Raw genomic sequence first — 21,153 nt, 5'->3', positions numbered from 1 at the left:
TCCCCGATGAGCCAATCCACCGTCCGCCTGACCGTCGCCCAGGCGCTGGTGCGGTTCCTGTCCGCCCAGTACACCGAGCGCGACGGCGTACGGCACCGGCTGGTCGCCGGCACCTGGGGCATCTTCGGCCACGGCAATGTGGCCGGCATCGGCCAGGCCCTGCTCGAAGCGGGCGAGGACACGATGCCGTACCACCAGGGCCGCAACGAGCAGTCCATGGTGCACGCGGCCGTCGGCTACGCCCGTCAGCTCAACCGCCTCTCCGCGCAGGCCGTGACGACGTCCATCGGCCCCGGCGCGACGAACCTCGTCACGGGTGCCGCCCTGGCCACCATCAACCGCCTGCCGGTCCTGCTCCTCCCCGGCGACTACTTCGCCTCGCACGCCCCCGACCCGCTGCTCCAGCAGCTGGAGCACCCGACCGAGGCGGACGTGTCGGTCAACGACACCCTGCGCCCGGTGTCGAGGTACTTCGACCGGATCACCCGCCCCGAGGCCCTGATCCCGTCCGCGCTGAACGCCATGCGCGTGCTCGCCGACCCCGCGGAGACCGGCGCGGTGACGCTGGCCCTCCCCCAGGACGTGCAGGCGGAAGCGTACGACTGGCCGGAGGAGTTCTTCGCCGAGCGCGTCTGGTACGTACGGCGCCCCGCGCCCGACCCGGTCGAGCTGGCGGCGGCCGTCGAGGCGATCCGCGCCGCCGAGCGCCCCCTGATCGTCGCGGGCGGCGGCGTCCACCACAGCGAGGCCGAGGCGGCGCTCAAGGCCTTCGTCGAGGCCACCGGCATCCCGGTCTCCTCCACCCAGGCGGGCAAGGGCTCCCTGCGCCACGACCACCCCGCCGACCTGGGCGGCATCGGCCACACCGGCACGTCGGTCAGCGACGACATCGCCCGCGCCGCCGACCTGGTGATCGGCGTCGGCACCCGGTACACGGACTTCACCACCGCCTCCGGCACCCTCTTCCAGAACCCGGACGTGCGCTTCCTGAACCTCAACATCACCGGCTTCGACGCGCACAAGCTGGCGGCGCGGACGCTGGTCTGCGACGCGCGGGCCGGTCTGGAGAAGCTGGCGGAGGAGCTGGCCGGGCACCGTGTGAGCGAGGCGTACGAGGCCGAGTACCGCGCCGGCAAGGAGCGCTGGGACGCGGTCGTCGAGGCGGCCTACCGGGCCGACGACGAGAGCGCCGTACCGACGCAGACGCAGGTCCTGGGCGCGCTGGACGCGGTCGTCGGCGACGAGGACGTGGTGATCAACGCGGCCGGTTCGCTGCCCGGCGACCTGCACAAGCTGTGGCGCTCCCGCAGCCCGCGCCAGTACCACCTGGAGTACGGCTACTCCTGCATGGGCTACGAGATCCCGGCCGGCATCGGCATCCAGCAGGCCGCCCCGGACACCGCCGTGTGGTCGCTGGTCGGCGACGGCACCTACCTGATGATGCCGACGGAGATCGTCACCGCGGTCCAGGAGGGCCTGCCGGTCAACATCGTGCTGATCCAGAACCACGGTTACGCCTCCATCGGCGGGCTCTCGAAAGAGGTCGGCGGTGAGCGCTTCGGCACCGACTACCGCTACCGGGCCGCCGACGGCACCTTCACCGGCGCCCCGCTCCCCGTCGACCTCGCCGCCAACGCGGCCAGCCTCGGCATGGACGTCCTGCGCGCCAAGACGGTCGGCGAGCTGCGCGAGGCGCTGGCCACGGCTCGCGCCTCCGGCCGGCCGACCTGCGTGTACGTCGAGACGGACATCACGAACCCCACCTCCCCCGGCGCCGAGGCCTGGTGGGACGTACCCGTCGCCGAGGTCGCCTCCCGCGAGGCCGCCGTCGCGGCCCGCGAGCGCTACGACCGGAACGTCGCCGGACGCCGCCACCACCTCTGAACTCCCCGCTCACGAACCCCATTTGAAAGGCCCTTGCGCACCATGAAGACCATCACCCACTGGATCGACGGCAAGCCCGTCGAGGGCACGTCCGGCCGCTTCGGCGCCGTCTACAACCCGGCGACCGGCGCCCAGGAGAAGCAGGTCGCCTTCGCGAGCGTCGACGAGGTGGACGCCGCCGTCGCCTCGGCCAAGGCCGCCTTCGAGAGCTGGGGCCAGACCTCCCTGGCCAAGCGCACGGCGATCCTGTTCAAGTACCGCGAGCTGCTCGACGCCCACCGCGACGAGATCGCCGAGCTGATCACCGCCGAGCACGGCAAGGTGCACTCCGACGCGCTCGGTGAGGTGGCGCGCGGCATGGAGATCGTGGAGCTGGCCTGCGGGATCAGCGTGCAGCTCAAGGGCGAGCTGTCGACGCAGGTGTCGAGCCGGGTGGACGTCGCCTCGATCCGCCAGCCGCTCGGCGTGGTCGCGGGCATCACGCCGTTCAACTTCCCGGCGATGGTGCCGATGTGGATGTTCCCGCTGGCGATCGCGTGCGGCAACACCTTCGTGCTGAAGCCGAGCGAGAAGGACCCGTCGGCGTCCTTCCGCCTCGCCGAACTGGCCACCGAGGCCGGGCTGCCGGAGGGTGTGCTGAACATCGTCCAGGGCGACAAGGTGGCCGTGGACCGGCTCCTTGAGCACCCGGACATCGAGGCGGTCTCCTTCGTCGGCTCCACCCCGATCGCGAAGTACATCCAGCTGAAGGCCGTCGAGCACGGCAAGCGCGTCCAGGCGCTCGGCGGCGCCAAGAACCACATGCTGGTCCTGCCCGACGCCGACCTGGACTTCGCCGCCGACCAGGCGATCAACGCGGCGTACGGCTCGGCGGGCGAGCGCTGCATGGCCGTGTCGGTCGTGGTCGCGGTCGGCGACACCGGTGACGAGCTGGTGGCCAAGATCGCCGAGCGCGCGAAGAACCTGAAGATCGGCCCGGGCAACGACCCGACGTCCGAGATGGGCCCGCTGATCACGCGAGAGCACCGCGACAAGGTGGCGTCATACGTCTCTTCGGCCGCCGAGCAGGGCGCGGAGGTCGTCGTCGACGGCACCGGCTACTCGGTCGAGGGCCATGAGGACGGCTTCTTCATCGGCGTCTCGCTGCTGGACAAGGTGCCGCTGACGGCGGACGCGTACCAGGACGAGATCTTCGGCCCGGTCCTGGCCGTGGTCCGTGCGGAGTCGTACGACGAAGCCATCAAGCTGATCAACGACTCCCGCTGGGGCAACGGCACCGCGATCTTCACCCGGGACGGCGGCGCCGCCCGCCGCTTCCAGCTGGAGGTCAAGGCGGGGATGGTCGGCGTGAACGTGCCGATCCCGGTGCCGGTCGGCTACCACTCCTTCGGTGGCTGGAAGGACTCCCTCTTCGGCGATCTGCACATCTACGGCAACGACGGCATCGCCTTCTACACCCAGGGCAAGGTGATCACGACGCGCTGGCCGGACCCGGCCGACGCGGGCATCAACCTCGGTTTCCCGAGCAACACCTGACACACGCTCAGCGAAGGAACCAGAGGCAGAACCACAGGGAGGGAACCCATGGCGAAGACCCGCGGCTCCGCACGTGCCGTATCAGCCCCCGCGCTGGACTCGCTGGACTTCGCCCTGGACCGGGGCAGTCCCGTGCCGCTCTACTATCAGCTCGCCCAGCAGCTGGAGTCGGCGATCGAGCACGGGGTCCTCGCCCCGGGCAACCTCCTGGGCAACGAGGTCGACCTGTCGGTGCGCCTGGGCCTGTCCCGGCCCACCGTCCGGCAGGCCATCCAGTCCCTCGTCGAGAAGGGGCTGCTGGTCCGGCGGCGCGGCGTGGGCACCCAGGTGGTGCACAGCCAGGTGAAGCGCGGGCTGGAGCTCAGCAGCCTCTACGACGACCTGGAGGCGGCGGGTCAGGGCCCGACCACGCACGTCGTCCGCAACGAGCAGGTCCCGGCGACCGCCGACGTCGCCGCCGCCCTCGGCATCGCGGAGGGCACGGAGGTCACGGTCCTGGAGCGGCTGCGCTGCACCCACGGCCAGCCCGTGGCGATCCTGTGCAACTACCTGCCCGCGAGCCTGCTCGACCTCGGCACCGCCCGCCTGGAGTCGACCGGCCTGTACCGGATGATGCGCGCCGCCGGCATCACCCTGCACAGCGCCCGCCAGACCATCGGCGCCCGCTGCGCCACCGCCGAGGAGGCCGAACGCCTGGACGAGAAGGAGGGCGCCGCACTGCTGACGATGCAGCGCACGGCGTACGACGACACGGGGCGGCCGGTGGAGTACGGGACGCACATCTACCGGGCGTCGCGGTACGCGTTCGACTTCCAGTTGCTCGTGAGGCCCTGAGTACGGGCAGCCGGCGGCCTCGGCTCTTGACTCCTTCGCCCCACGGGCGCAATGTCGTATACAGAGTAAACGTACGGCGTTGGATAGAGCCATGACCTCATCGTCCACAGTCCTGGTCACCGGCGGTGCGGGATTCATCGGTAGTCACGCCTGCGCCGAACTGCTGGCCCATGGCTACGAGTTGATCGCCGTCGACAATTTTTCCAACAGTCCGCCGCAGGTCTTCGCGCGGGTGGAGCGGGTCTCCGGCCGCCGCATGGGCGCCATCTATGAGATGGACATCCGCGATCAGCAGGCGCTTTCCACGGTCTTCGACCGGCATCCCATCGACGCGGTCGTGCACTTCGCCGGCCTGAAGTCGGTCAGCAAGTCGACTCGGATGCCGGTGGAGTACTACGACACCAACGTCGGCGGCACCACCGCCCTGCTGCACACCATGCACCGACACGGGGTGCACCAGCTGGTCTTCTCGTCCTCCTGCTCGGTCTACGGCGACGCGGGCCACGGGCCGCTGAACGAGGGCACGCCCGTCCGGCCCACCAACCCGTACGCCGCGTCCAAATCGATCTGCGAGCAGGTCCTCGCCGACGTTTGCCGTCGCTGCCCCGAGTACACCGTGCTGTGTCTGCGGTACTTCAACCCGGTCGGTGCCCATCCCAGCGGTCTGCTCGGCGAGGAACCGTACGGCCCGCCCGGCAATCTCATGCCGTCCATAACCCGCGTCGCCCTCGGCCCGGGCGACCGACTCTGCGTCTTCGGCGACGACTATTCAACGCCCGACGGGACCGCGATCCGCGACTACATCCACGTCATGGACACTGTCGAGGCGCACCGTGTCGCCCTCGAGCATCTCGGCGACGGGCGAGGCCTGCACGTGTACAACCTGGGCGTGGGCAAGGGCAGTTCGGTCCTCGATGTGATCACCGCTTTCTCCCGTGCGTCCGGCAGGACCATTCCGTACGAGATCGCTCCACGCCGCCCCGGGGACGTCGCCGAACTGGTCGCCGACGCGGGTGCCGTGGCACGTGACTGGGGCTGGCGCCCTACGCGAGACCTGGAAACCATGTGCCGGGACGCCTGGCGCTTCCATCAGCTCCATCCGAACGGCTACGCGTGTCCCGCGCGCCGCCCGAGGAACATCGAGGAACGAGGAGTGCTCACCGAGCGGTGACCGCCCCACGCCCCCGGTGGTGAGCCTTCTTCGCCGTCGCCCCATCCGGTTCTCCCGGCTGGGAAGCGAACCAGGCGACGGTGCGCCGCAGCCCTTCTTCCAAGGGCACGCGCGGACGCCAGCCGAGCGCCTCCTCGGCGCGGGTGATGACGGGCCGTCGACGGACCGGCTCGTCCACGGGCAGGGGCCGGAAGCGAAGCCCACTGTTCGATCCGGTGATCAGCAGCACCTGCTCGGCCAGCTCCAACACCGTCCGCTCGCTCGGATTACCGAGGTTGAGCGGGCCCGGCACAGAAGCATCGATCATGGCGACAAGACCGCGGACCAGGTCGTCGACGTAGCAGAAGCTCCGTGTCTGGCTGCCGTCGCCGAAGATGGTCAGCGGTTCGCCCGCGAGAGCCTGCCTGACGAAGGTGGAGACCACCCGGCCGTCGCGGGAGCGCATCCGAGGGCCGTAGGTGTTGAAGATCCGGACGATCCCGGAGTTCACATCCCGGGCCCGGCGGTACGCCATGGACAGGGCCTCGGCGAAGCGCTTGGCCTCGTCGTAGACGCTGCGCGGACCGACCGGGTTGACGTTACCCCAGTAGCCCTCGTCCTGCGGATGCACCGCGGGGTCGCCGTACACCTCGCTGGTGGACGCCAGGACGAAGCGGGCCGAGTGCTGCTCCGCGAGCCTCAGCAGGTTCTCCGTCCCCCGGCTCCCGGCGGCCAGGGTCTCCAACGGGAGACGGTGGTAGTCGAACGGCGAAGCCAGGCTCGCGAGATGTGCGACGGCGTCGACCGGCCCGGAGATCCTGAATCGCTCGGTGACGTCGCACGGTGTGCAGTGAAACCCCCGTACCCGCCGAAGATGCGCGATGTTGCCCACGACGCCCGAGGAGAAGTCGTCCAGGCAGACGACTGTGTCACCTCTGCGCAGCAGCGCATCGCACAGGTGTGAGCCGAGGAAACCGCTTCCGCCGGACACCACGACACGCATGGACTCCTCCCACGGTTCAGTCGAGCCCGGGACGGCCCAGGGCGCGCAGCGTCCATCCGGCCGAGCGCCAGGCCACCGGGTCGAGGCTGTTGCGGGCGTCGAGCAGGGCGGGCCTGCGCACCACCATGGCGAGGTCGGCCGGGTCGAGCTCGCGGTACTCGGGCCACTCGGTGAGGTGCAGAACGACATCGGCCTGCTCGCACGCCTTGGTCACGTCCAAGGCGTACTGGAGCGCGGGGTGTGCAGTCCGGGCGGTGTCGACCGCGGCGGGGTCGTGCACGCGGACCTGGGCCCCGCGGTGCCGGATCTCTTCGGCGACCGCAAGCGCCGGCGAATCCCGTACATCGTCGCTGCCAGGCTTGAAGGCGGCTCCGAGCACCGCGACGTTCCGGTCCGGGAAGGACCCTCCGGCGAGCCGCTCCGCCAGGTCGACCGTGCGGCGACGCTGCCGCGTGTTGATCTCGTCGACCTGCCGGAGGAAGGCCACCGACGCGCCCCGGCCGAGTTCCTCCGCCCGCGCCGTCAGCGCACGGATGTCCTTGGGCAGACAGCTGCCGCCGAAGCCGAGGCCGGGGCTCAGGAAGCGAAGGCCGATGCGGGAGTCGCGGCCCATGGCCTCGGCCAGGGTGAGCACGTCGGCTCCCGTGACGTCGCAGATCTCGGCCATGGCGTTGATGAAGGAGATCTTGGTGGCCAGGAACGCGTTCGACGCCAGCTTGACCAGTTCGGCGGTGGCCGGATCGGTGCCGATGAAGGGCGTGCCGGCGGCCAGCAGAGACGCGTAGAGCTCCCTCAGCCGGGCCTCCGCATGCTCCGTACGGGCGCCTACCACGATCCGTTCGGGCCGCAGCGTGTCCTGGATGGCGCAGCCCTCGCGAAGGAACTCCGGGTTCCACGCGAGGTCGGCGGCCGGGGCTGTCTCACGCAGGCGGCCGGTCAGGCGGGCCGCGGTGCCGACCGGGACCGTGGATTTGCCGACGACCAGGACGCGTTCGTGCCCGCTGTCGCACAGATGCGGGGCGAGGCCGTCCACTGCGGCCTCCACATGGCGCAGTTCGGCGGCGCCCGTGCCGGGGTGCTGCGGGGTGCCGACGCAGATGAAGTGCGTGTCGGCGAACCGGGCCGCCTCGGCGGACGAGGTGGTGAAGCGCAGCTTCCCTGTCTCCACCGTCCGCCTGAGCATCCTGGACAGTCCCGGCTCGTAGAACGGGGGCCTTCCGGCGGCGAGCCCGTCGATCCTGTCCGCGTCGATGTCGACACCGAGGACGTCGTGCCCGATGTCGGCCATACAGGCGGCGTGGACCGCTCCGACGTAACCGGTGCCGATGACTGTCAGACGCATGTGCCACCACCACCGAGTCGCAAAATGGTATATTTACGTCGTATACGTACATCATTAACCCACTTGCGGCTGAGGTCAATGCGAGGAGCGGACAGCCATGAAAGAACGTGCCGGAGACAAGGCGTTCGATCGCCTTCGCCGCCTCGCGGGAGCGTTCGCCACTGACCCCATGGAGGCGGCCCGTCTCGTACCGGAGGGACTTGCCGGCTATTTCGAGCATCCCGTCGACCTCCACGTCGACCACGACTGGGAGGTTCGGCTCCACCAGTGGCTCGATGCCCCCTGGCCCTGCCCCGAGATCCCCGTCGGCCAGGAGCTCTGGGAGACCGTGGCCAGCGAACTCCAGGAACGCGGCTACAGCTTCGGCCGCCACACGTACGGGCACTACAGCGACGTGGACGCCGCCCTGGGACGGGCCCTGTGGTGCACGGTGATCCACACCCGTCCCGCCGTGGTGGTGGAGACGGGCGTCGCACGCGGGATCACCAGCCGCCTGGTGCTCGAGGCGCTGGAACGCAACGGCGAGGGACACCTGTGGAGCGTGGACCTCCCCCACCCGTTCGAACGCGGTCTGCGGGACCAGACGGGAGTCGCGGTGCCCCACGACCACCGATCGCGATGGTCGTATGTCGAGGGATCCAGCAGACGGCGACTGCCGGGGCTACTGCGGCACCTCGGCCGGGTGGACGTGTTCGTGCACGACAGCCTGCACACGGCCAGGAACACCCGCTTCGAGATGGAACGCGTCGGCCGGGTGCTGTCCCCCGGCGGGGTGATGCTCGTCGACGACATCAGCACCCACCAGGGCTTCGCCGACTGGACGCGCGGCACCCCGCAGGCCCGCCCGCTGGTCTGTCCCTCCGCCGACGGAGAGGGCCTGTTCGGCATCGTGCGCACCCAGCCCGTCGGGCATCCGGTCGCGTCGCCATGACCCGCAGGTACCGGGTGGCCGGCAGAGCCTCCCTTGCCACGGCGCTCGGCGACAGGGTCGCCCGGTGGTCAGAGGCCGAGCCGCGCCTGCGCCGACCGTGCCAGGCGGCGCGCCACGAGCCCGCTGAACCGGATCGCCTCGACCGCAGCCGGCAGGGGATCGTCCCGGCACAGCCAGGCCCGCTCCCCGGGCCGCTCGTGCAGCAGATCCGAGGGGAGCCGGCGCTCCGTACGCAGCCAGGCAGCCACCGACGGAAAGTCCAGCTGACCGACCACGAAGACCCGCCCTTCCACCTGGGGGCCCTCGGGCACCTCACGGCCGGTCAGGTCGAGATGCATGGCGCGGACGACGTCGACTCCGTGAATGTTCTCGAAGAGACGGAACTGGGCTCCCGTACGCGGGTTGAAGTCCACCAGCTTGTACTGTCCGTCCCGGCGGTCGAAGCGCCAGTCGAGATCCGCGACTCCGCAGTAGCCGATCCTGCGGCACAGTCGTTCCGCAAGCCGGGCCAGTTCCGGATTGCGCAACGCCACCGCCCGGGTGGTCACCCCCGCGTAGGGCGGCCAGGAGCGCAGTTTCAAACCGGTGAACAGCACCCGCGGCGCACCGCCCGGACCACAGTAGAAATGGGTGATCCAGTCCTCCGCCTGCTGTCTCGGGATGCACTCCTGGACGAGGACCGGGGGCGGCGTTCCGTTCGGGAAACGGCCGAGCAGCTCCCGTTCATCACACACCGTCGTGGTGGAGCCCCTCACCGCCGGTGTGCGCAACCGGCTGAACGGCTCCAGGTTCTTGAGCACCAGCGGATAACCGAGTTCACGCCCCGCGTCGATCAGCTCGTCACGGTCCGCCGGTGCCCACGATCGCGGCGCGGGCACGCCCGCCTCCGCGCAGACCCGGCACAGGCTCGCCTTGCCCGCCAGCAGCCGCGGCAGTTCGGGCGGTACCGGCGGGAGCAGGAAACAGTCCGTCAGGAGGTCGGCGTGTTCGGCCAGAAGGATGGCCGCCTCGTCGTCGGTCGGCACCGGCAGGCACCCTTCACCGATCGCGCGCCCGATCGACAACAGGCCGTCGACGAGCCGCTCCGGCTCCTCGCGGCCGGTCGTCGGCCAGACGATGCGTTGCGTGACGTGGCGGGAAAGGGCGAGCGGCGTGAAGCGGTCCTCGACGATGGCGTGGACCGGGACGCCCAGCCGCCCGACGGTGCGCGCCACGCCCAGACTGCCGTGATGTTGCGGGTAGTTGCCGATTCTCGTTACGAGCACCGGCACCTTGTCGTCGAGCAAGGAGATCACCCGCCCTTCCGCCGGACGGAACGAATGCGGCTGAGGTTCAGGACCCCTAGACTTGTAAACCGACATTTCACCTATATCCATTATCGCGGGCAGCGCGGGTCGCACCCCCCGGACGGCCCGGCAAGGTCTGCCATGAAGCCTCCCGCCAAGATTTCCTCGCTCCTCGGCCTACTTCCCCTGTACTTCCCCCGTGCGCTGGGCGGCCTGGAGGACCGTCTGCGGGCCCGCCGGCTCGTACGCGGCCTCGGGTCCTACGACATCACCGTGGTTCGGCGTCCCGCGCTCCTCCAGACCGGCCTTCTGGTGTTCGAGCTCCGGCGCGGCTCGTGGAGTGTGGTGGTCAAACAGCCGCGAAAGGCGCACGGTGCCGCCACCGTCGCGCGCGAGCGGGACATCCTCCGGCAACTCCAGGCCGACCAGCGGCTCGCTCCCTGGCACCCCTTGCTGCCCCGAGTGGTCGGCGCACCGGGCCCCGCCGGGGCACTCGCCCAGAGCAGGCTTTCAGGCGTGTCGGCGGAGCAGCTCATCCACGACACCCCGCGCGACCCGTACCGCGCCGCCGCGCCGGCCCTTCGCCTTCTGGCCGACCTGAGAGGCGCCGTCGACCGTCGCCGCCCGGCAGCCGAAATGGCCCTGCCCTGGTACGAGTCACAGCTCGCCGTTCTCTCCGAAGCGATCCCCCGGTACGCGGCCGGCCGGCGAGCGGCGGAGCTACGGACGCTGCGCCACCGTCTGGACGCGACCCTGGCCGACGTGGTGCTGACCGAGGGCTGGACGCACGGCGACTACCACCCCGGCAACGTTCTGCTCGGCGGAGATCCTCTGCGGGTCACCGGCGTCTTCGACTGGGGCAACGCCCGTGCGGACGGCCCGTGCGAGATCGACGCCTGCACATTCGTACTGGCGCTGCGTTGTCTGCGCACCGGCCGGTCGCTGGGCGCTCTCGTCGCCGAGACGTTGCGCTGCGGCCTGTCGGACACTGACCGCGCCCTGCTGGCGCTCGCCGGGGTGCACCCGGGCAGTGACAGCCGCGACCCGACCGCACTCGTGCTGTTGACCTGGCTCTGGCACGTGACCGGCAACCTCCGTAAATCACCGAAATTCGGCCATAACCACTGGTGGCTCACCGACACGGTCGCACCGGTCCTCCGGGAGTGCGCCGACAGGCCAGGTGTCGGACCGTGACCACCGCTGAGGAGGGAGTGGACCATGCCCGCGAACACCGGATTCATCACCGGACACCGGCGAGCGGCCGGAGAGAGGGCGGTCGGCGCGCGTGAGCCGAAACCCGTGGTCGTGGTCGGTGCCGGCCCTTACGGGCTTGCCACAGCAGCCTGGCTGAGCGCGGCGGGAATACCGCGGCGGGTCTTCGGAGAGCCCATGGAGTGCTGGCAAGCTCACATGCCCGAAGGCATGTGTCTGAAGTCGGTGCCCTCAGCATCAGCGCTCTCCGCGCCAGAACCCGGTTACCGATTCGAGGACTACCGCGCCGCACGCGGCCTCCCACCGGTGGGCGACCTGTATCCGATCCCCATCGAGGAGTTCATCGCCTACGGTCAGTGGTTCCAGAACCGCCGGGTGCCCGAGGTGGAACGGGTGAAGGTACGTACCGTCGAGGCATTGGACGGCCTGTTCGGAGTCACTCTCGACTCCGGAGAGCAGTTCCTCGCGGAGAGCGTGGTGATGGCCACCGGGCAGGTGCCGTTCGCCCACGAACCGCCGGAACTGGTCGGCCGGTTCCCGGCCGACCTGGTGTCCCACAGTTGCCGGCACCGGGATCTCACCCGGTTCTCGGGACAGCGGGTCGCCGTCATCGGGGCCGGGCAATCGGCTCTCGAGAGCGCGGCGCTGCTGCACGAGGCAGGCGCCCGTCCCGTCGTGCTCGCCCGCGCGGCGTCCGTCGCCTTCGGCGAGCCGCCGACCACCGACCGGCCCGCCGAGCGGCCCCGCCCCGTAAGGCTCGTGAAACCGGGCTCGCCCCTTGGCCCTGGATGGTCCCTGTTCGCGTGCAGCCGTGGTGGCGTGGCCTACCGTCATTTGCCCGAGCGGCTGCGATTCAGGCTGCTGCACACCGTGCTCGGACCGTCCGGCGCCTGGTGGCTACGCGAGCGCGTGGCCGACCGGTTCCCGGTCCTGTGCTGCCGCAGGATGCGCTCGGCCGTGGCCGAGGGCGGCACGGTGCGCCTCGAGATAGTGGACGCCGACGGCCGTGCGGAGGTGCTGCGGGTCGACCACGTGCTGCTCGCCACCGGTTACCGGGTGGACGTCAACCGGCTCGAGTTGCTGGCACCCGAACTCCGTCGGCAGGTGCGGACGTTCAACGGCGCACCGCGCCTGACGTCCGGCTTCGGGTCCTCGGTGCCAGGCCTGTACTTCACCGGCCTGGCCGCGGCGCCCACCTTCGGCCCCGTGCTGCGGTTCGTCGCCGGCACCGGATTCGCCGCGCGCAGACTTTCCCGCTCCGTCGCGGCCAGGACCCGGAACATTCCGTGACGGCAAGAGGCACCGTCCTCGGCGCGCTGATGCTCATGCTGGCGGCCTGCGGCGTCGTCAACCCCACTCATGACAACCCGACGTCCCAGCCTCCCGTGCCGGGGAACTGGCGCCTGGTCTTTCACGACGAGTTCGACGGCAAGGAACTCGACCGGGCGCGTTGGACCACGTGCTACGACTGGAACCAGGACGGCTGCACCATCTCCAGCAACGACGAGTTGGAGTGGTATCAGCCCGGTCAGGTCTCCGTGGGCGGTGGACAGGTGACCCTCACGGCCACGCGCGATCCGACCCGCGGCAGCGACGGACGGGACTATCCCTGGTCCTCCGGGATGATCTCCACCGGTCGGGACCACTGGTACGCCGAGCCACGGAGAACGTTCACCTACGGCTACTTCGCAGCGTCGATCCGTATCCCGGCCGAGAGCGGTATGGCGCCGCAGTTCTGGATGATGCCGGAGACCCGCTTCACCCCGCCGGAGATCGACATCATGGAGTTCATCGGCAGCACTCGCGAGTTGGCGATGTACGTCCACTGGCGGGACCGGGAGGGCGCCGAGAGAAAGCAGAAGGGAGCCTACTCGGCGACCGGCTTCCCCGAGGAGCACCACGTTTTCGCGCTGCTCTGGGAACGGGAGAAACTGGTCTGGTACGTGGATGGAGTCGAGCGGTTCCGGGTGACCGACCCGGACCGGATTCCCCGCGTTCCCATGGAGGTTCTCATCAACCTGGCCGTCGGCCTCCCCCACGCCCCGCCCCCCGAGGTCGACTCGGCACGGATGCTCGTGGACTGGGTACGGGTCTGGCAGCACTGACGTCAAGTCAGTCGTATGCCGGAAGCGCCCGATACGGCCGTCCCGTCGCCGCCCTCGCCCGACGGTACGCCCGCCAGCCCCTGGTCCTCAGTCCCTCGGCGAACGGTGCGACGGGAGCTCCCTGCCCCCGGGACCAGAGCCTGAAGCGTTCCCGGCCGGTGCCGGCCAGCACCATGAGCCGGGCGAACATCAGCGGCTCGTCCCGGCTCGAACTGAACGCCGTCCCGCGCACGGCGGCCGCCGAGGTCCAGCCGGCCTGCGCCACCATCGCCCGGACACCGCGACTGCTGTAGCCGTGCGGGTAGGCGAAGGAGACGACGGGATGCCCCAGGACGTCCTCGATCTCACGCTTGCAGCCACCGACTTCCTCCCTCACCGAAGTACGGCGCAGGGTGTCCAGTTGCGGATGGGTCCGGCTGTGGCCGCCGATCTCGACTCCGGCCGCATCCAGTTCCCGGAGCTGGGCCCAGCTCAGCGTCGCGATGTAGGGAAACGGTCCGCGGCCCGGCCGTCCACGCGGGGGGCGCAGCGCACCGGTGGTGACGTACAAGGTGACCGGAAGTCCCCGCGCCGTGAGAAGCGGAGCCACCGTCGACGCGAAGTCCGCGTATCCGTCGTCGAAGGTCAGCACGGCGGACCGGGGTGGCAGTGCGGGACCGCCGAGCAGTGCCGCGACCAGCTGCCGCAGCGGGACCACACGCAGCCCACTGTCCGCGATGAGGTCCAGGTGTTCCACGAACACACGCGGACTCACCGTGAACGGCGCGAGCCACCCCGGTGGGTCGTCCGACACCGAGTGGTAGAGGAAGACGGGTACGGCACTCATGAGCTGACCGGCGCGGGAGCGTCCGCAGGGGCCTGCGGACGCCGGAAGAAGCTGTCGGAGTCCAGCGGTCGTACCCAACCGACGAGGTAACCGGCGGCGGTGGCGCACACCCCGGCCGAGAGCGCGCCGGCCGTGCGCAACGCGCCGGGTCGGCCGATGCGGAGCAGGGTGCGGGCAAGGGCTCGGGTAATGGTCGACCGCAGGTAGGCACGCTCGCTGGCCAGGGCCGGCCCGCTGCCGCTGCGCCGGGCCACCAGCGCCTTCGACAGCCCCTCCACGTAGCAGCGCGAACGGAAGTAGGCCCAGTTCGCCCGGGACTCGGGGACACGGTGGCGTATCTCGGCGGCGGGCTCGTACAGGAGGACGGCACCTGGGTCGCGGGCCGCGATGCGCAGGCACAGGTCGGTCTCGTCGCAGCTCGCCACCGGGCGGGTGCCCACCCGTCCCAGGGCGTCGAGGAATCCTCCCACGGCGAGCAGCTCCGTTCTGCGGAAGGACATGTTGGCACCGATGAAGTTGCGTACGGGGGCGGCCAGTTCGGGCAGCCCCCGGTAAGAGCAGCCCACCACCCAGTCGAACTCCGGCGGGAACCACACCGGCCGTCCGGTGGACCATCGCGGCCGGACCAGCCCGCCGACCCCCACCACGCGTGGATCGCCGTACGGTGCCAGCAGACGGCGCGTCCACCCCGGTTCCGCGGTCGCGTCGTCGTCGAGGAAGGCGACCACGTCGCCGTGCGAGACCGCCACCCCCGTGTTGCGTCCTCCGGACAGGCCGCGACGCTGCTGGTTGGGCACGATCCGGACTCCGGCCAGTTCGTTCGATGCCCGCTCATGGAGGGCCTTGTTGTGGTCGACCACCAGTACGACCTCGTCGGCCGGTGGGTCCTGGGCCAGCACCGACTCGATCGCGGCCCGCAGGTCCTCCCATCGGTCGAGGGTGTAGGCGCAGATGACGACAGACAGCGTGGGGACGGAATGTGCGGTGGACAGTGCGTTGTTCATGACGACCTCTCGGGCGCCGGAACGAGCCAGCGCGACTGGAACACCAGGAGGGGAACGGCGATCAGACACTGGGTGACGAGCCAGGCGACGCCGGCGCCGGCGACGCCGAGTTCCGGCAGCAGCACATGGGTGAGCCCGAGCACCAGGACGCACATCGTCATCTGCAGTCCGACCGCCCAGCGCAACCGCCGCCGCGCCCGCGCGACGTCGATGGCCACGCTGAGCAGCAGGTTCGGCAGTGCGGACAGCGCCAGCAGTCGCAACAGGGTGGTGCCTTCGGCCGCGTACGCGGCACCGAAGACAGACAGGATCTGGGGGGCCGCGGCGACCAGGACGGCGGTGACGCCGAGCAGCAGCAGGCCCGAGTGGCGCAGGACGCGCAGGCCCTGTTCGACGAGTCGCTCGGGCCGGCGCACCGACTCCGCGAGCAGGGACGTTCCCATGTTGCGGGCGAGCAGGTAGGGCACGTAGGCGACGCTCCACGCCAGAGAGAAAAAGGCGCTCTGCGCCGCGCCGAGGTTGTTCAGCACGATCAGCGGGACGAGGGTGTACGCGGCCAGCCGGAACAGGGAGCCGAACCAGTCGGCGGCGGCGTACCCGAGCATGCGGGGCGGAGCTGCCGTCGCCGGGTTGTCCTGCTCGTGCTGGGGCACCGCCCGGCCCAGCAGGACCGCGTTGGCCACGGTCAGCGAGATCACGAGAGCTCCCGCCCACGAGAGCAGGATCCCGGAGAACAGAGCCAGCGCGGCCCCGAGGGCCAGCAGCAGTATTTTCCCGCAGGCGAAGATCAGGTTCTCGCCGACGACCCAGCCGGGGCGGCCGACCGCCGTGAGCGCGCCGTCCTGCAGTACGAACACGGCGTATCCGGCGGTGGCCACCACGAAGCAGCCGCCGGTCACCGGCGTCAGCAGGAAGTCGAGCCCGGGTGCGACCACCGGCACCAACGCCAGGAACACCACGGCGACCAGCAGGCTGAAGGAGATGCTCACCGCGTAGCACGTGAGGACCAAGCGGCGGGTGCGGCGCCCTGCGGACGGCACGAACCGCACCAGGAAGTCGTTCAGGTTGAGCTGTCCGATGCCGGTGAGCAGCAAGGACGCCGAGAGGGCGGAGTAGCTCAGGCCCACGACCCTCTCGTCGTACCAGTGCGTGGCGAAGACCCAGAAGACGGAGCCGACGCCCGCGTTGACGAGGGAACTGATCGCGAGCAGGTGTCCCGTGCGCAGCACGCGTTCACGTGGGAGGGCGGCGGCGACACCGGCCCGGAGCATCATGGGAAGGGAGCGCCGTTCCCTGCGAGCACTGCTGACGGGCGGGCCTGTGACCGAAGGGGTGTCCACACCCTCACCTCGCCGGGCCGGTCGTCTTCCGTTGCGTGTCGCCGGCCATGCGTCCGCGCACATAGCCGTAGGGGCCGTAGACCATCCCGCGCGCCTCCAGTAGAGCAAGGCGCAGGGACCAGTCGGCGTCGGGGTCGGCACTCCGGTCGCGCGACCTGGTCACGATGCGGCGGACGCCACCCGGGAGACGGCGCAGCAGGGCGGGCAGGCTGCGCGGATGGTTCATCAGGAGGGCGGTGACATAGGCACCGAGCCCGGCACCGTAGCCGAAGACCTGCGCGGCCACGGCGTCCTGTGTACGGCGGTGATGGTGCCAGACGATGGCACTCGGCTCGTAGGCGAGCGTGTGACCGGCGGTCAGAACCTCATAGAAGGCGAGCAGGTCGTCGCCGCCCCGAGCCGGGGTGCCCGCACCGGTCGCCGTGTCGAAGCCGCCCAGAGATCGCAGGACGGCGGTACGGAAGGCCATGTTGGCCCCAGAGCCGAAGCAACCGGCCGCGAAGGGGAACAGCGGGTCGGCCGATGCGTCGGACATCGACCAGGTACGCGGCCCGAAGCCCTTGGCGAAGCCGCCCTGCCGATCCAGTGCGGCCTGGGCCGGGGTCTCCAGTTCGGCGGGGACGATCAGCCCGGTCACGCAGCCGATCCGCGGGTCGTGGGCGAACACCTCGGCAAGAGCGGACAGCCACCCCGGGTCGACCAGCGTGTCATCGTCGGTGAAGGCGACGACGGACCCGCGTGCTCGGGCCAGGCCGAGGTTGTGGGCGCGGGCCAGGCCGGGGACGGGTTCGCGGACATAGCGGACCCGTCCGCCGAACGCTCCGCGGACCAGGATTTCCGTCGTGCCGTCGGACGGGGCGTTGTCCACCACGATGATCTCGAACTCGGGGTACTTCGACCGCACGAGCGAACCCAGGCAGCGGCCCAACAGGTGCGCCCGGTCCCGGGTGGCAACGACCACGCTGATGAAGGGCGACGGCTCCTGGGCCGGGCGAGGCCCGGTACGGAAGGGCCGGTCGGCAGGGCCGGCGTCTGACGCTCCGGGACGGTCCTGTGCACGGTACCGGGCGAGCTGACCCGCCAGTTCCACCCGGGCTGTGTCGGCGACGGCACGCCACAGGGCCTCTGGGCCGGGGGTGTCCGCGGCGGCACAGACCATGCCTACCGGAAGCCCATGCAGGCGTACCAGGGCCCGGACGTGCCGCTGCAGCAGGACCGTTCCGCGACCGCCGGGGAGTCGGAACTCACCCGGACGGGCCAGGTCGACGTCCGCCACCGGCACGGGGGGCCGAGCGGCGGCAGTTCGCACCATGCTGGAGTTCACGACACGCTCGGCCATTTCTGGGTGGAGGACCGCGCACCCGGACGTTCCGAGAGCAGGATGCGAAGCACCCGGCGCCCGTCGGATATGGCGTGCAGGTTGGAGCGCCCACTGCGCCGGGGCAGTTCCAGGCTGGGCACCTCGGCGATGCGCAGGCCGCAGCGCAGGGCGTGCGCGATCATTTCGGCCTCTATTTCGAAGCCGACGGCGTGCAGGTCCAACTGGTCCAGGAAGCTTCGCCGGAAGGCGCAGAAGCCGTAGCACAGATCGGTCAGGGACGCGTGGTAGAGCCGGTTGGCGGCGGCCAGGAGGACATGGTTCCCCATCCGCCGGAAATGGGTGATGTCCAGGGAGCCGCCGCCCGCGACGAATCTCGAGCCCTTGACGAAGTCGTAGCCGTTGTCGAGGAAGTGCAGGTAGTGCGGGATCTCCGCCGGTGACATGCTGCCGTCGGCGTCCATCATCACCACGTACTCCCCCGTTGCCGCCTGGAAGCCGGTTCGCAGGGCATTTCCCTTGCCCGGGCCGCTCTGTTCCACGTGGCGCACTGTCGGCAGGCAGTGCCGGGCCATGGAAACGGTCGCGTCGCTGGAGTAGCCGTCAACGAGGATCACCTCGTCGACGCAGGACGGGATCTGCTCGAAGACCCACGGGATGTTCCGCGCCTCGTTGCGGGCCGGGACGACCAGGCTCACGGTGGCGGGCGGCTTGTCGGCTCCATGATTGGTCGCCGTTCCACGGCTGGTGATCGGGTCGCTGTACATGATCGCGTCTCTCCGTACGACATATATTTACGACGTATATGTACAGGTTTGCCCGATTAGCATGGCGCGTCAAGGGGTTCTGTCAGAAGGCGGCTCTGCCGGGCGCGCGGCGACCGGCGATGGTCCCGCTTCCGGGCCGGACCGCGGCGCCCGGTGGGCTCGTCCGCCGGGGTGCGGAAACAGGGCCAGGGCCGAGGTGGCGACCGCTAGCACGAGCAGCGCCCGTGTGGCCGTGAACGTTCCGCTCAGGAACAGCACCTCGGCGGTGAGCAGTGCCAGCGACACACTGAGCACCACGGCCAGGACGGCCGTGTCCAGAAGAGCCGTCCGGCGCCCCACCCACCCATGGGTCGGCCCGGCCCACCGTGCGGCCGCCAGTCCCGGACAGCCGAGCAGGAACACCGTTGTCACCAGCACACGCAGGGCGTCGGCCTCCGGCAGCAGGGTGGCAGCCGCCAGAGCGGTCCACCCGGAGACAGCGAGCCCCCAGCGCAGGAGGATCATCGGCTCTCCCCCGTGCCCGGATTCTGATACCGGAAGACCACCGCGTCCTTGTTGCGGTAGACGGGAACGAAGCCCGGTGCCCTCGACATGGCGGTCTCCAGGCGCCGCACGGTGTCCGCGGGCAGGACCCCTCTGAAGTAGCAGTCAGCGGCCTGGGCCCGGCTCAGGAGGACATAAGCGGGTCGCTGCACGCTAGCCCTCCGGAGGAACGGCTGCAGACCCCCCACCGGATCCCGCACCACCCGCCGCCGTGCCTCGATGTCCTGTTCGTCCATCTGCACCAGCTCGTGCTGGTCGTAATGCAGGTACAGTCCGGGCACGGCCGAAGTGAGGGTGACGATCAAGGCTCCAGGAGGCGCGGTGGCCGTGACGAACCGAGCGGCAGCGACCTCGTCCTTCGTGAAGTGGTTGGCCGCTTCCTTGCCGTAGTAACCGAAGACCAGCCCCCCGAGCAGCGCCAGAAGCACCGGATAGACGGCGAGGACAAGGGGGCGCGGCCGCCGTCCCCCCCACCTGAAAAGCAACGCGGCCATCAGCATTGCAGCGGCGGGCAGGGCGAACAGATAGGCGCGGAAGATCATCTCTCCGCCGTAGGCGTTCGCGGTCAGAAGGGGCAGCGGGGCGAGGACGAGCAGCGGAAGTCCGGTACGGCGGACCCAAGGGCGGGCCAGGAAGGCGATGGCCGCCAGCAGGACGACGGCGGCCGACAGGGCCCGGTCGACCCAGGACACCACCACCTGCCCGGGTGCTGCGGTACCGAGCGCGGCCAGCCCGGAGACGACGTTGGTGTCGGCCTGCAGGAGCGAGCCCAGGAAGTCGCTCAGGTTGGCCGCGATGTAGGACCGGGCGACAGTGGAGTCCCAGACGGCGGTCAACAGCACCGCACCGGCCAGCACCGGCAGCACCACGCGCCGGTTGGCACGCGGAACCGACAGTGCGACCAGAGCGCTGATCAGCATCAGCGGCGTCAGCGGGTGCGAAGAGACGATGACGAATTCCATCAGCAGCACCGCCTGGAGCCTGCCGACAGGCCAACGGGCGGGCAGCGCGGCGCCGGGTCGGGGCAGCGCCGAGGACGGCAGCTGACCGACGACCAGCGCGATCACCGTCACGAAAAGCAGGAACGCGAGAGCCTGGGGTGCGAAATAGTCCTGCCCCACCCAAGAGCAGGAGTAGTAGATCCACGCTCCTCCCCAGATGAGTCGGCGATCACGCGTCACCGCCCGGTAGAGCAACAGCAGCGGGGCGAGCAGCACAGCATTGAAGACGGGCGGGGCCCACGCCGCGTAGCTGAGCGCCGATTCAAGGCCGGTCGCCTCCACGAAGAACGCATTGAGGTCGAAGAAGCCCGGCCAATGGTTGTAGAGGGATAGTTTGCCCGCGTTGGGGACGTCACCGCCGTGGCGCATCACCGCATCGACGACTGCGACGTGCTTCCAGGCCCAGCTGTAGCGCATCGCCGGGTAGAGCAGCGTGGGGGTCGCGTGGAGGACCGCGATCAGCGTGAGGACGTAGCCCGCGAGCCAGCCGGCACCCGTGCGCCGGTCGGCCAGGGCGAGACAGAAGCCGAGGGCGAGCAGGCCGAGGGCGACCCAGAAGAGCGGCGGCAGCACCTGCAGCAGCCCGTAGTCGCGCATCCCGCCGAGATCCACTTGGCGCAGCGACACCAGCCACAGCACGAGCACCACAGGAAGGACGGCACGCATCGTCCACTGGAGTGCGGTGGTGCGTGTTGTTCGGCGCCGGTCGGCCGCGGCCCTGCCGGGCCACCGTGCCGCGGCGCTCGCACGGAAAGCTGCGCGGCTGCCCGTCAGCGTCTCTCGTTTGCCCATGGAGAGGTCTCTCGAAGAACCGGTCCGCCGACAGCCGGCTCCCCGGGGGGAACCGCGCACGGCTCACCATGACCGACGGGGGCATGGATACGTCTCATGTTTCCTTTCGTCGGTCGGCGCACGTGACCGATCGATATCGTCCACTATGCGGGCAATGATTCTAATTGCTACGTTAATGCCGCTTTTGGTGCTCGGCAGTGCACGACGATCTACCGCAGGAGAGAGCCGGCCGGAAGGGCTGCGGAAAAGGGAGAGCGTGAGGCCACGGGTGAGAAGCGC

General features: G+C 70.1%; 18 protein-coding genes. 8 read left to right on the top strand and 10 right to left on the bottom strand.

The window, feature by feature from the left end; all coding sequences use genetic code 11:
• Nucleotides 1-6 precede the first annotated feature (6 nt).
• From iolD to galE, 4 genes are all read left to right on the top strand, one after another.
• Nucleotides 7-1,884: a 3D-(3,5/4)-trihydroxycyclohexane-1,2-dione acylhydrolase (decyclizing) gene (gene iolD, locus ACZ7L6_RS03085; protein WP_471920189.1), complete on the top strand. Its 1,878-nt coding sequence runs from the start codon at nt 7-9 to the stop codon at nt 1,882-1,884.
• A gap of 42 nt (nt 1,885-1,926) precedes the next feature.
• Nucleotides 1,927-3,420 carry a CoA-acylating methylmalonate-semialdehyde dehydrogenase gene (locus ACZ7L6_RS03080; protein WP_471920188.1) on the top strand — a complete coding sequence of 498 codons (1,494 nt, stop codon included), beginning with the start codon at nt 1,927-1,929 and terminating at the stop codon, nt 3,418-3,420.
• 48 nt (nt 3,421-3,468) lie between these two features.
• The gene (locus ACZ7L6_RS03075; RefSeq protein ID WP_471920187.1) at nt 3,469-4,254 is read left to right on the top strand and encodes a GntR family transcriptional regulator; all 786 of its coding nucleotides are present in this window, start codon (nt 3,469-3,471) and stop codon (nt 4,252-4,254) included.
• A gap of 91 nt (nt 4,255-4,345) precedes the next feature.
• Nucleotides 4,346-5,425 (top strand): UDP-glucose 4-epimerase GalE, encoded by a 1,080-nt coding sequence (gene galE / locus ACZ7L6_RS03070; RefSeq protein ID WP_471920186.1) that lies wholly within the window; start codon nt 4,346-4,348, stop codon nt 5,423-5,425.
• Here galE and ACZ7L6_RS03065 read toward each other — a convergent pair.
• Entirely contained in the window at nt 5,412-6,407 is a 996-nt protein-coding gene (locus ACZ7L6_RS03065) for an NAD-dependent epimerase/dehydratase family protein (protein WP_471920185.1), read from the bottom strand. The genes galE and ACZ7L6_RS03065 overlap by 14 nt on opposite strands.
• 16 nt (nt 6,408-6,423) lie before the next feature.
• Nucleotides 6,424-7,749: a UDP-glucose dehydrogenase family protein gene (locus tag ACZ7L6_RS03060; protein WP_471920184.1), complete on the bottom strand. Its 1,326-nt coding sequence runs from the start codon at nt 7,747-7,749 to the stop codon at nt 6,424-6,426.
• Nucleotides 7,750-7,846: 97 nt separating this feature from the next.
• Here ACZ7L6_RS03060 and ACZ7L6_RS03055 point away from each other — a divergent pair, with 97 nt between their 5' ends.
• Nucleotides 7,847-8,680 (top strand): class I SAM-dependent methyltransferase, encoded by an 834-nt coding sequence (locus ACZ7L6_RS03055; protein ID WP_471920183.1) that lies wholly within the window; start codon nt 7,847-7,849, stop codon nt 8,678-8,680.
• A 68-nt stretch (nt 8,681-8,748) separates the two neighbouring features.
• On the opposite strand, the gene ACZ7L6_RS03050 is transcribed toward ACZ7L6_RS03055, so the two are convergent.
• A complete protein-coding gene (locus ACZ7L6_RS03050; RefSeq protein WP_471920182.1) occupies nt 8,749-10,080 on the bottom strand; it encodes a carboxylate--amine ligase in 1,332 nt (443 codons plus the stop codon).
• Between the two features lie 27 nt (nt 10,081-10,107).
• Between ACZ7L6_RS03050 and ACZ7L6_RS03045 the strand changes: the two genes are divergently transcribed.
• The 3 genes from ACZ7L6_RS03045 to ACZ7L6_RS03035 all read left to right on the top strand — a co-directional run bounded on the left by ACZ7L6_RS03045 (nt 10,108) and on the right by ACZ7L6_RS03035 (nt 13,283).
• Nucleotides 10,108-11,160 carry an aminoglycoside phosphotransferase family protein gene (locus tag ACZ7L6_RS03045; protein ID WP_471920181.1) on the top strand — a complete coding sequence of 351 codons (1,053 nt, stop codon included), beginning with the start codon at nt 10,108-10,110 and terminating at the stop codon, nt 11,158-11,160.
• Between the two features lie 105 nt (nt 11,161-11,265).
• Nucleotides 11,266-12,468 carry an NAD(P)-binding domain-containing protein gene (locus ACZ7L6_RS03040; RefSeq protein ID WP_471920599.1) on the top strand — a complete coding sequence of 401 codons (1,203 nt, stop codon included), beginning with the start codon at nt 11,266-11,268 and terminating at the stop codon, nt 12,466-12,468.
• Nucleotides 12,465-13,283 carry a glycoside hydrolase family 16 protein gene (locus ACZ7L6_RS03035; RefSeq protein ID WP_471920180.1) on the top strand — a complete coding sequence of 273 codons (819 nt, stop codon included), beginning with the start codon at nt 12,465-12,467 and terminating at the stop codon, nt 13,281-13,283. The genes ACZ7L6_RS03040 and ACZ7L6_RS03035 overlap by 4 nt, the downstream gene beginning before the upstream one ends.
• Nucleotides 13,284-13,290: 7 nt before the next feature.
• Here ACZ7L6_RS03035 and ACZ7L6_RS03030 read toward each other — a convergent pair whose 3' ends face one another.
• The 7 genes from ACZ7L6_RS03030 to ACZ7L6_RS03000 all read right to left on the bottom strand — a co-directional run bounded on the left by ACZ7L6_RS03030 (nt 13,291) and on the right by ACZ7L6_RS03000 (nt 20,874).
• Complete coding sequence (locus tag ACZ7L6_RS03030) at nt 13,291-14,109, bottom strand: polysaccharide deacetylase family protein (protein WP_471920179.1); 819 nt, start codon at nt 14,107-14,109, stop codon at nt 13,291-13,293.
• Nucleotides 14,106-15,113: a glycosyltransferase family 2 protein gene (locus ACZ7L6_RS03025; RefSeq protein ID WP_471920178.1), complete on the bottom strand. Its 1,008-nt coding sequence runs from the start codon at nt 15,111-15,113 to the stop codon at nt 14,106-14,108. The genes ACZ7L6_RS03030 and ACZ7L6_RS03025 overlap by 4 nt, the downstream gene beginning before the upstream one ends.
• Nucleotides 15,110-16,453, bottom strand: a complete 1,344-nt coding sequence (locus tag ACZ7L6_RS03020) for a lipopolysaccharide biosynthesis protein (protein ID WP_471920177.1) — start codon at nt 16,451-16,453, stop codon at nt 15,110-15,112. The genes ACZ7L6_RS03025 and ACZ7L6_RS03020 overlap by 4 nt, the downstream gene beginning before the upstream one ends.
• Nucleotides 16,454-16,457: 4 nt before the next feature.
• Entirely contained in the window at nt 16,458-17,792 is a 1,335-nt protein-coding gene (locus ACZ7L6_RS03015; RefSeq protein ID WP_471920176.1) for a glycosyltransferase family 2 protein, read from the bottom strand.
• Nucleotides 17,774-18,538 (bottom strand): glycosyltransferase family 2 protein, encoded by a 765-nt coding sequence (locus tag ACZ7L6_RS03010; RefSeq protein WP_471920175.1) that lies wholly within the window; start codon nt 18,536-18,538, stop codon nt 17,774-17,776. The genes ACZ7L6_RS03015 and ACZ7L6_RS03010 overlap by 19 nt, the downstream gene beginning before the upstream one ends.
• Nucleotides 18,539-18,607: 69 nt before the next feature.
• Complete coding sequence (locus ACZ7L6_RS03005) at nt 18,608-19,042, bottom strand: hypothetical protein (RefSeq protein ID WP_471920174.1); 435 nt, start codon at nt 19,040-19,042, stop codon at nt 18,608-18,610.
• The gene (locus tag ACZ7L6_RS03000; RefSeq protein ID WP_471920173.1) at nt 19,039-20,874 is read right to left on the bottom strand and encodes a glycosyltransferase; all 1,836 of its coding nucleotides are present in this window, start codon (nt 20,872-20,874) and stop codon (nt 19,039-19,041) included. The genes ACZ7L6_RS03005 and ACZ7L6_RS03000 overlap by 4 nt, the downstream gene beginning before the upstream one ends.
• Between the last annotated feature and the right edge of the window lie 279 nt (nt 20,875-21,153).

This window comes from Streptomyces sp. NPDC107522 (assembly GCF_055657525.1).
The sequence above is the reverse complement of the archived record's forward strand: the minus strand, read 5'-3'. Positions and strand labels throughout refer to the sequence as shown.

Coding starts and splice junctions, on each gene's coding strand:
- iolD (WP_471920189.1), top strand. CDS start 7: ATGAGCCAATCCACCGTCCGCCTGACCGTCGCCCAGGCGCTGGTGCGG.
- ACZ7L6_RS03080 (WP_471920188.1), top strand. CDS start 1,927: ATGAAGACCATCACCCACTGGATCGACGGCAAGCCCGTCGAGGGCACG.
- ACZ7L6_RS03075 (WP_471920187.1), top strand. CDS start 3,469: ATGGCGAAGACCCGCGGCTCCGCACGTGCCGTATCAGCCCCCGCGCTG.
- galE (WP_471920186.1), top strand. CDS start 4,346: ATGACCTCATCGTCCACAGTCCTGGTCACCGGCGGTGCGGGATTCATC.
- ACZ7L6_RS03065 (WP_471920185.1), bottom strand. CDS start 6,407: ATGCGTGTCGTGGTGTCCGGCGGAAGCGGTTTCCTCGGCTCACACCTG.
- ACZ7L6_RS03060 (WP_471920184.1), bottom strand. CDS start 7,749: ATGCGTCTGACAGTCATCGGCACCGGTTACGTCGGAGCGGTCCACGCC.
- ACZ7L6_RS03055 (WP_471920183.1), top strand. CDS start 7,847: ATGAAAGAACGTGCCGGAGACAAGGCGTTCGATCGCCTTCGCCGCCTC.
- ACZ7L6_RS03045 (WP_471920181.1), top strand. CDS start 10,108: ATGAAGCCTCCCGCCAAGATTTCCTCGCTCCTCGGCCTACTTCCCCTG.
- ACZ7L6_RS03030 (WP_471920179.1), bottom strand. CDS start 14,109: ATGAGTGCCGTACCCGTCTTCCTCTACCACTCGGTGTCGGACGACCCA.
- ACZ7L6_RS03025 (WP_471920178.1), bottom strand. CDS start 15,113: ATGAACAACGCACTGTCCACCGCACATTCCGTCCCCACGCTGTCTGTC.
- ACZ7L6_RS03015 (WP_471920176.1), bottom strand. CDS start 17,792: ATGGCCGAGCGTGTCGTGAACTCCAGCATGGTGCGAACTGCCGCCGCT.
- ACZ7L6_RS03010 (WP_471920175.1), bottom strand. CDS start 18,538: ATGTACAGCGACCCGATCACCAGCCGTGGAACGGCGACCAATCATGGA.
- ACZ7L6_RS03005 (WP_471920174.1), bottom strand. CDS start 19,042: ATGATCCTCCTGCGCTGGGGGCTCGCTGTCTCCGGGTGGACCGCTCTG.
- ACZ7L6_RS03000 (WP_471920173.1), bottom strand. CDS start 20,874: ATGGGCAAACGAGAGACGCTGACGGGCAGCCGCGCAGCTTTCCGTGCG.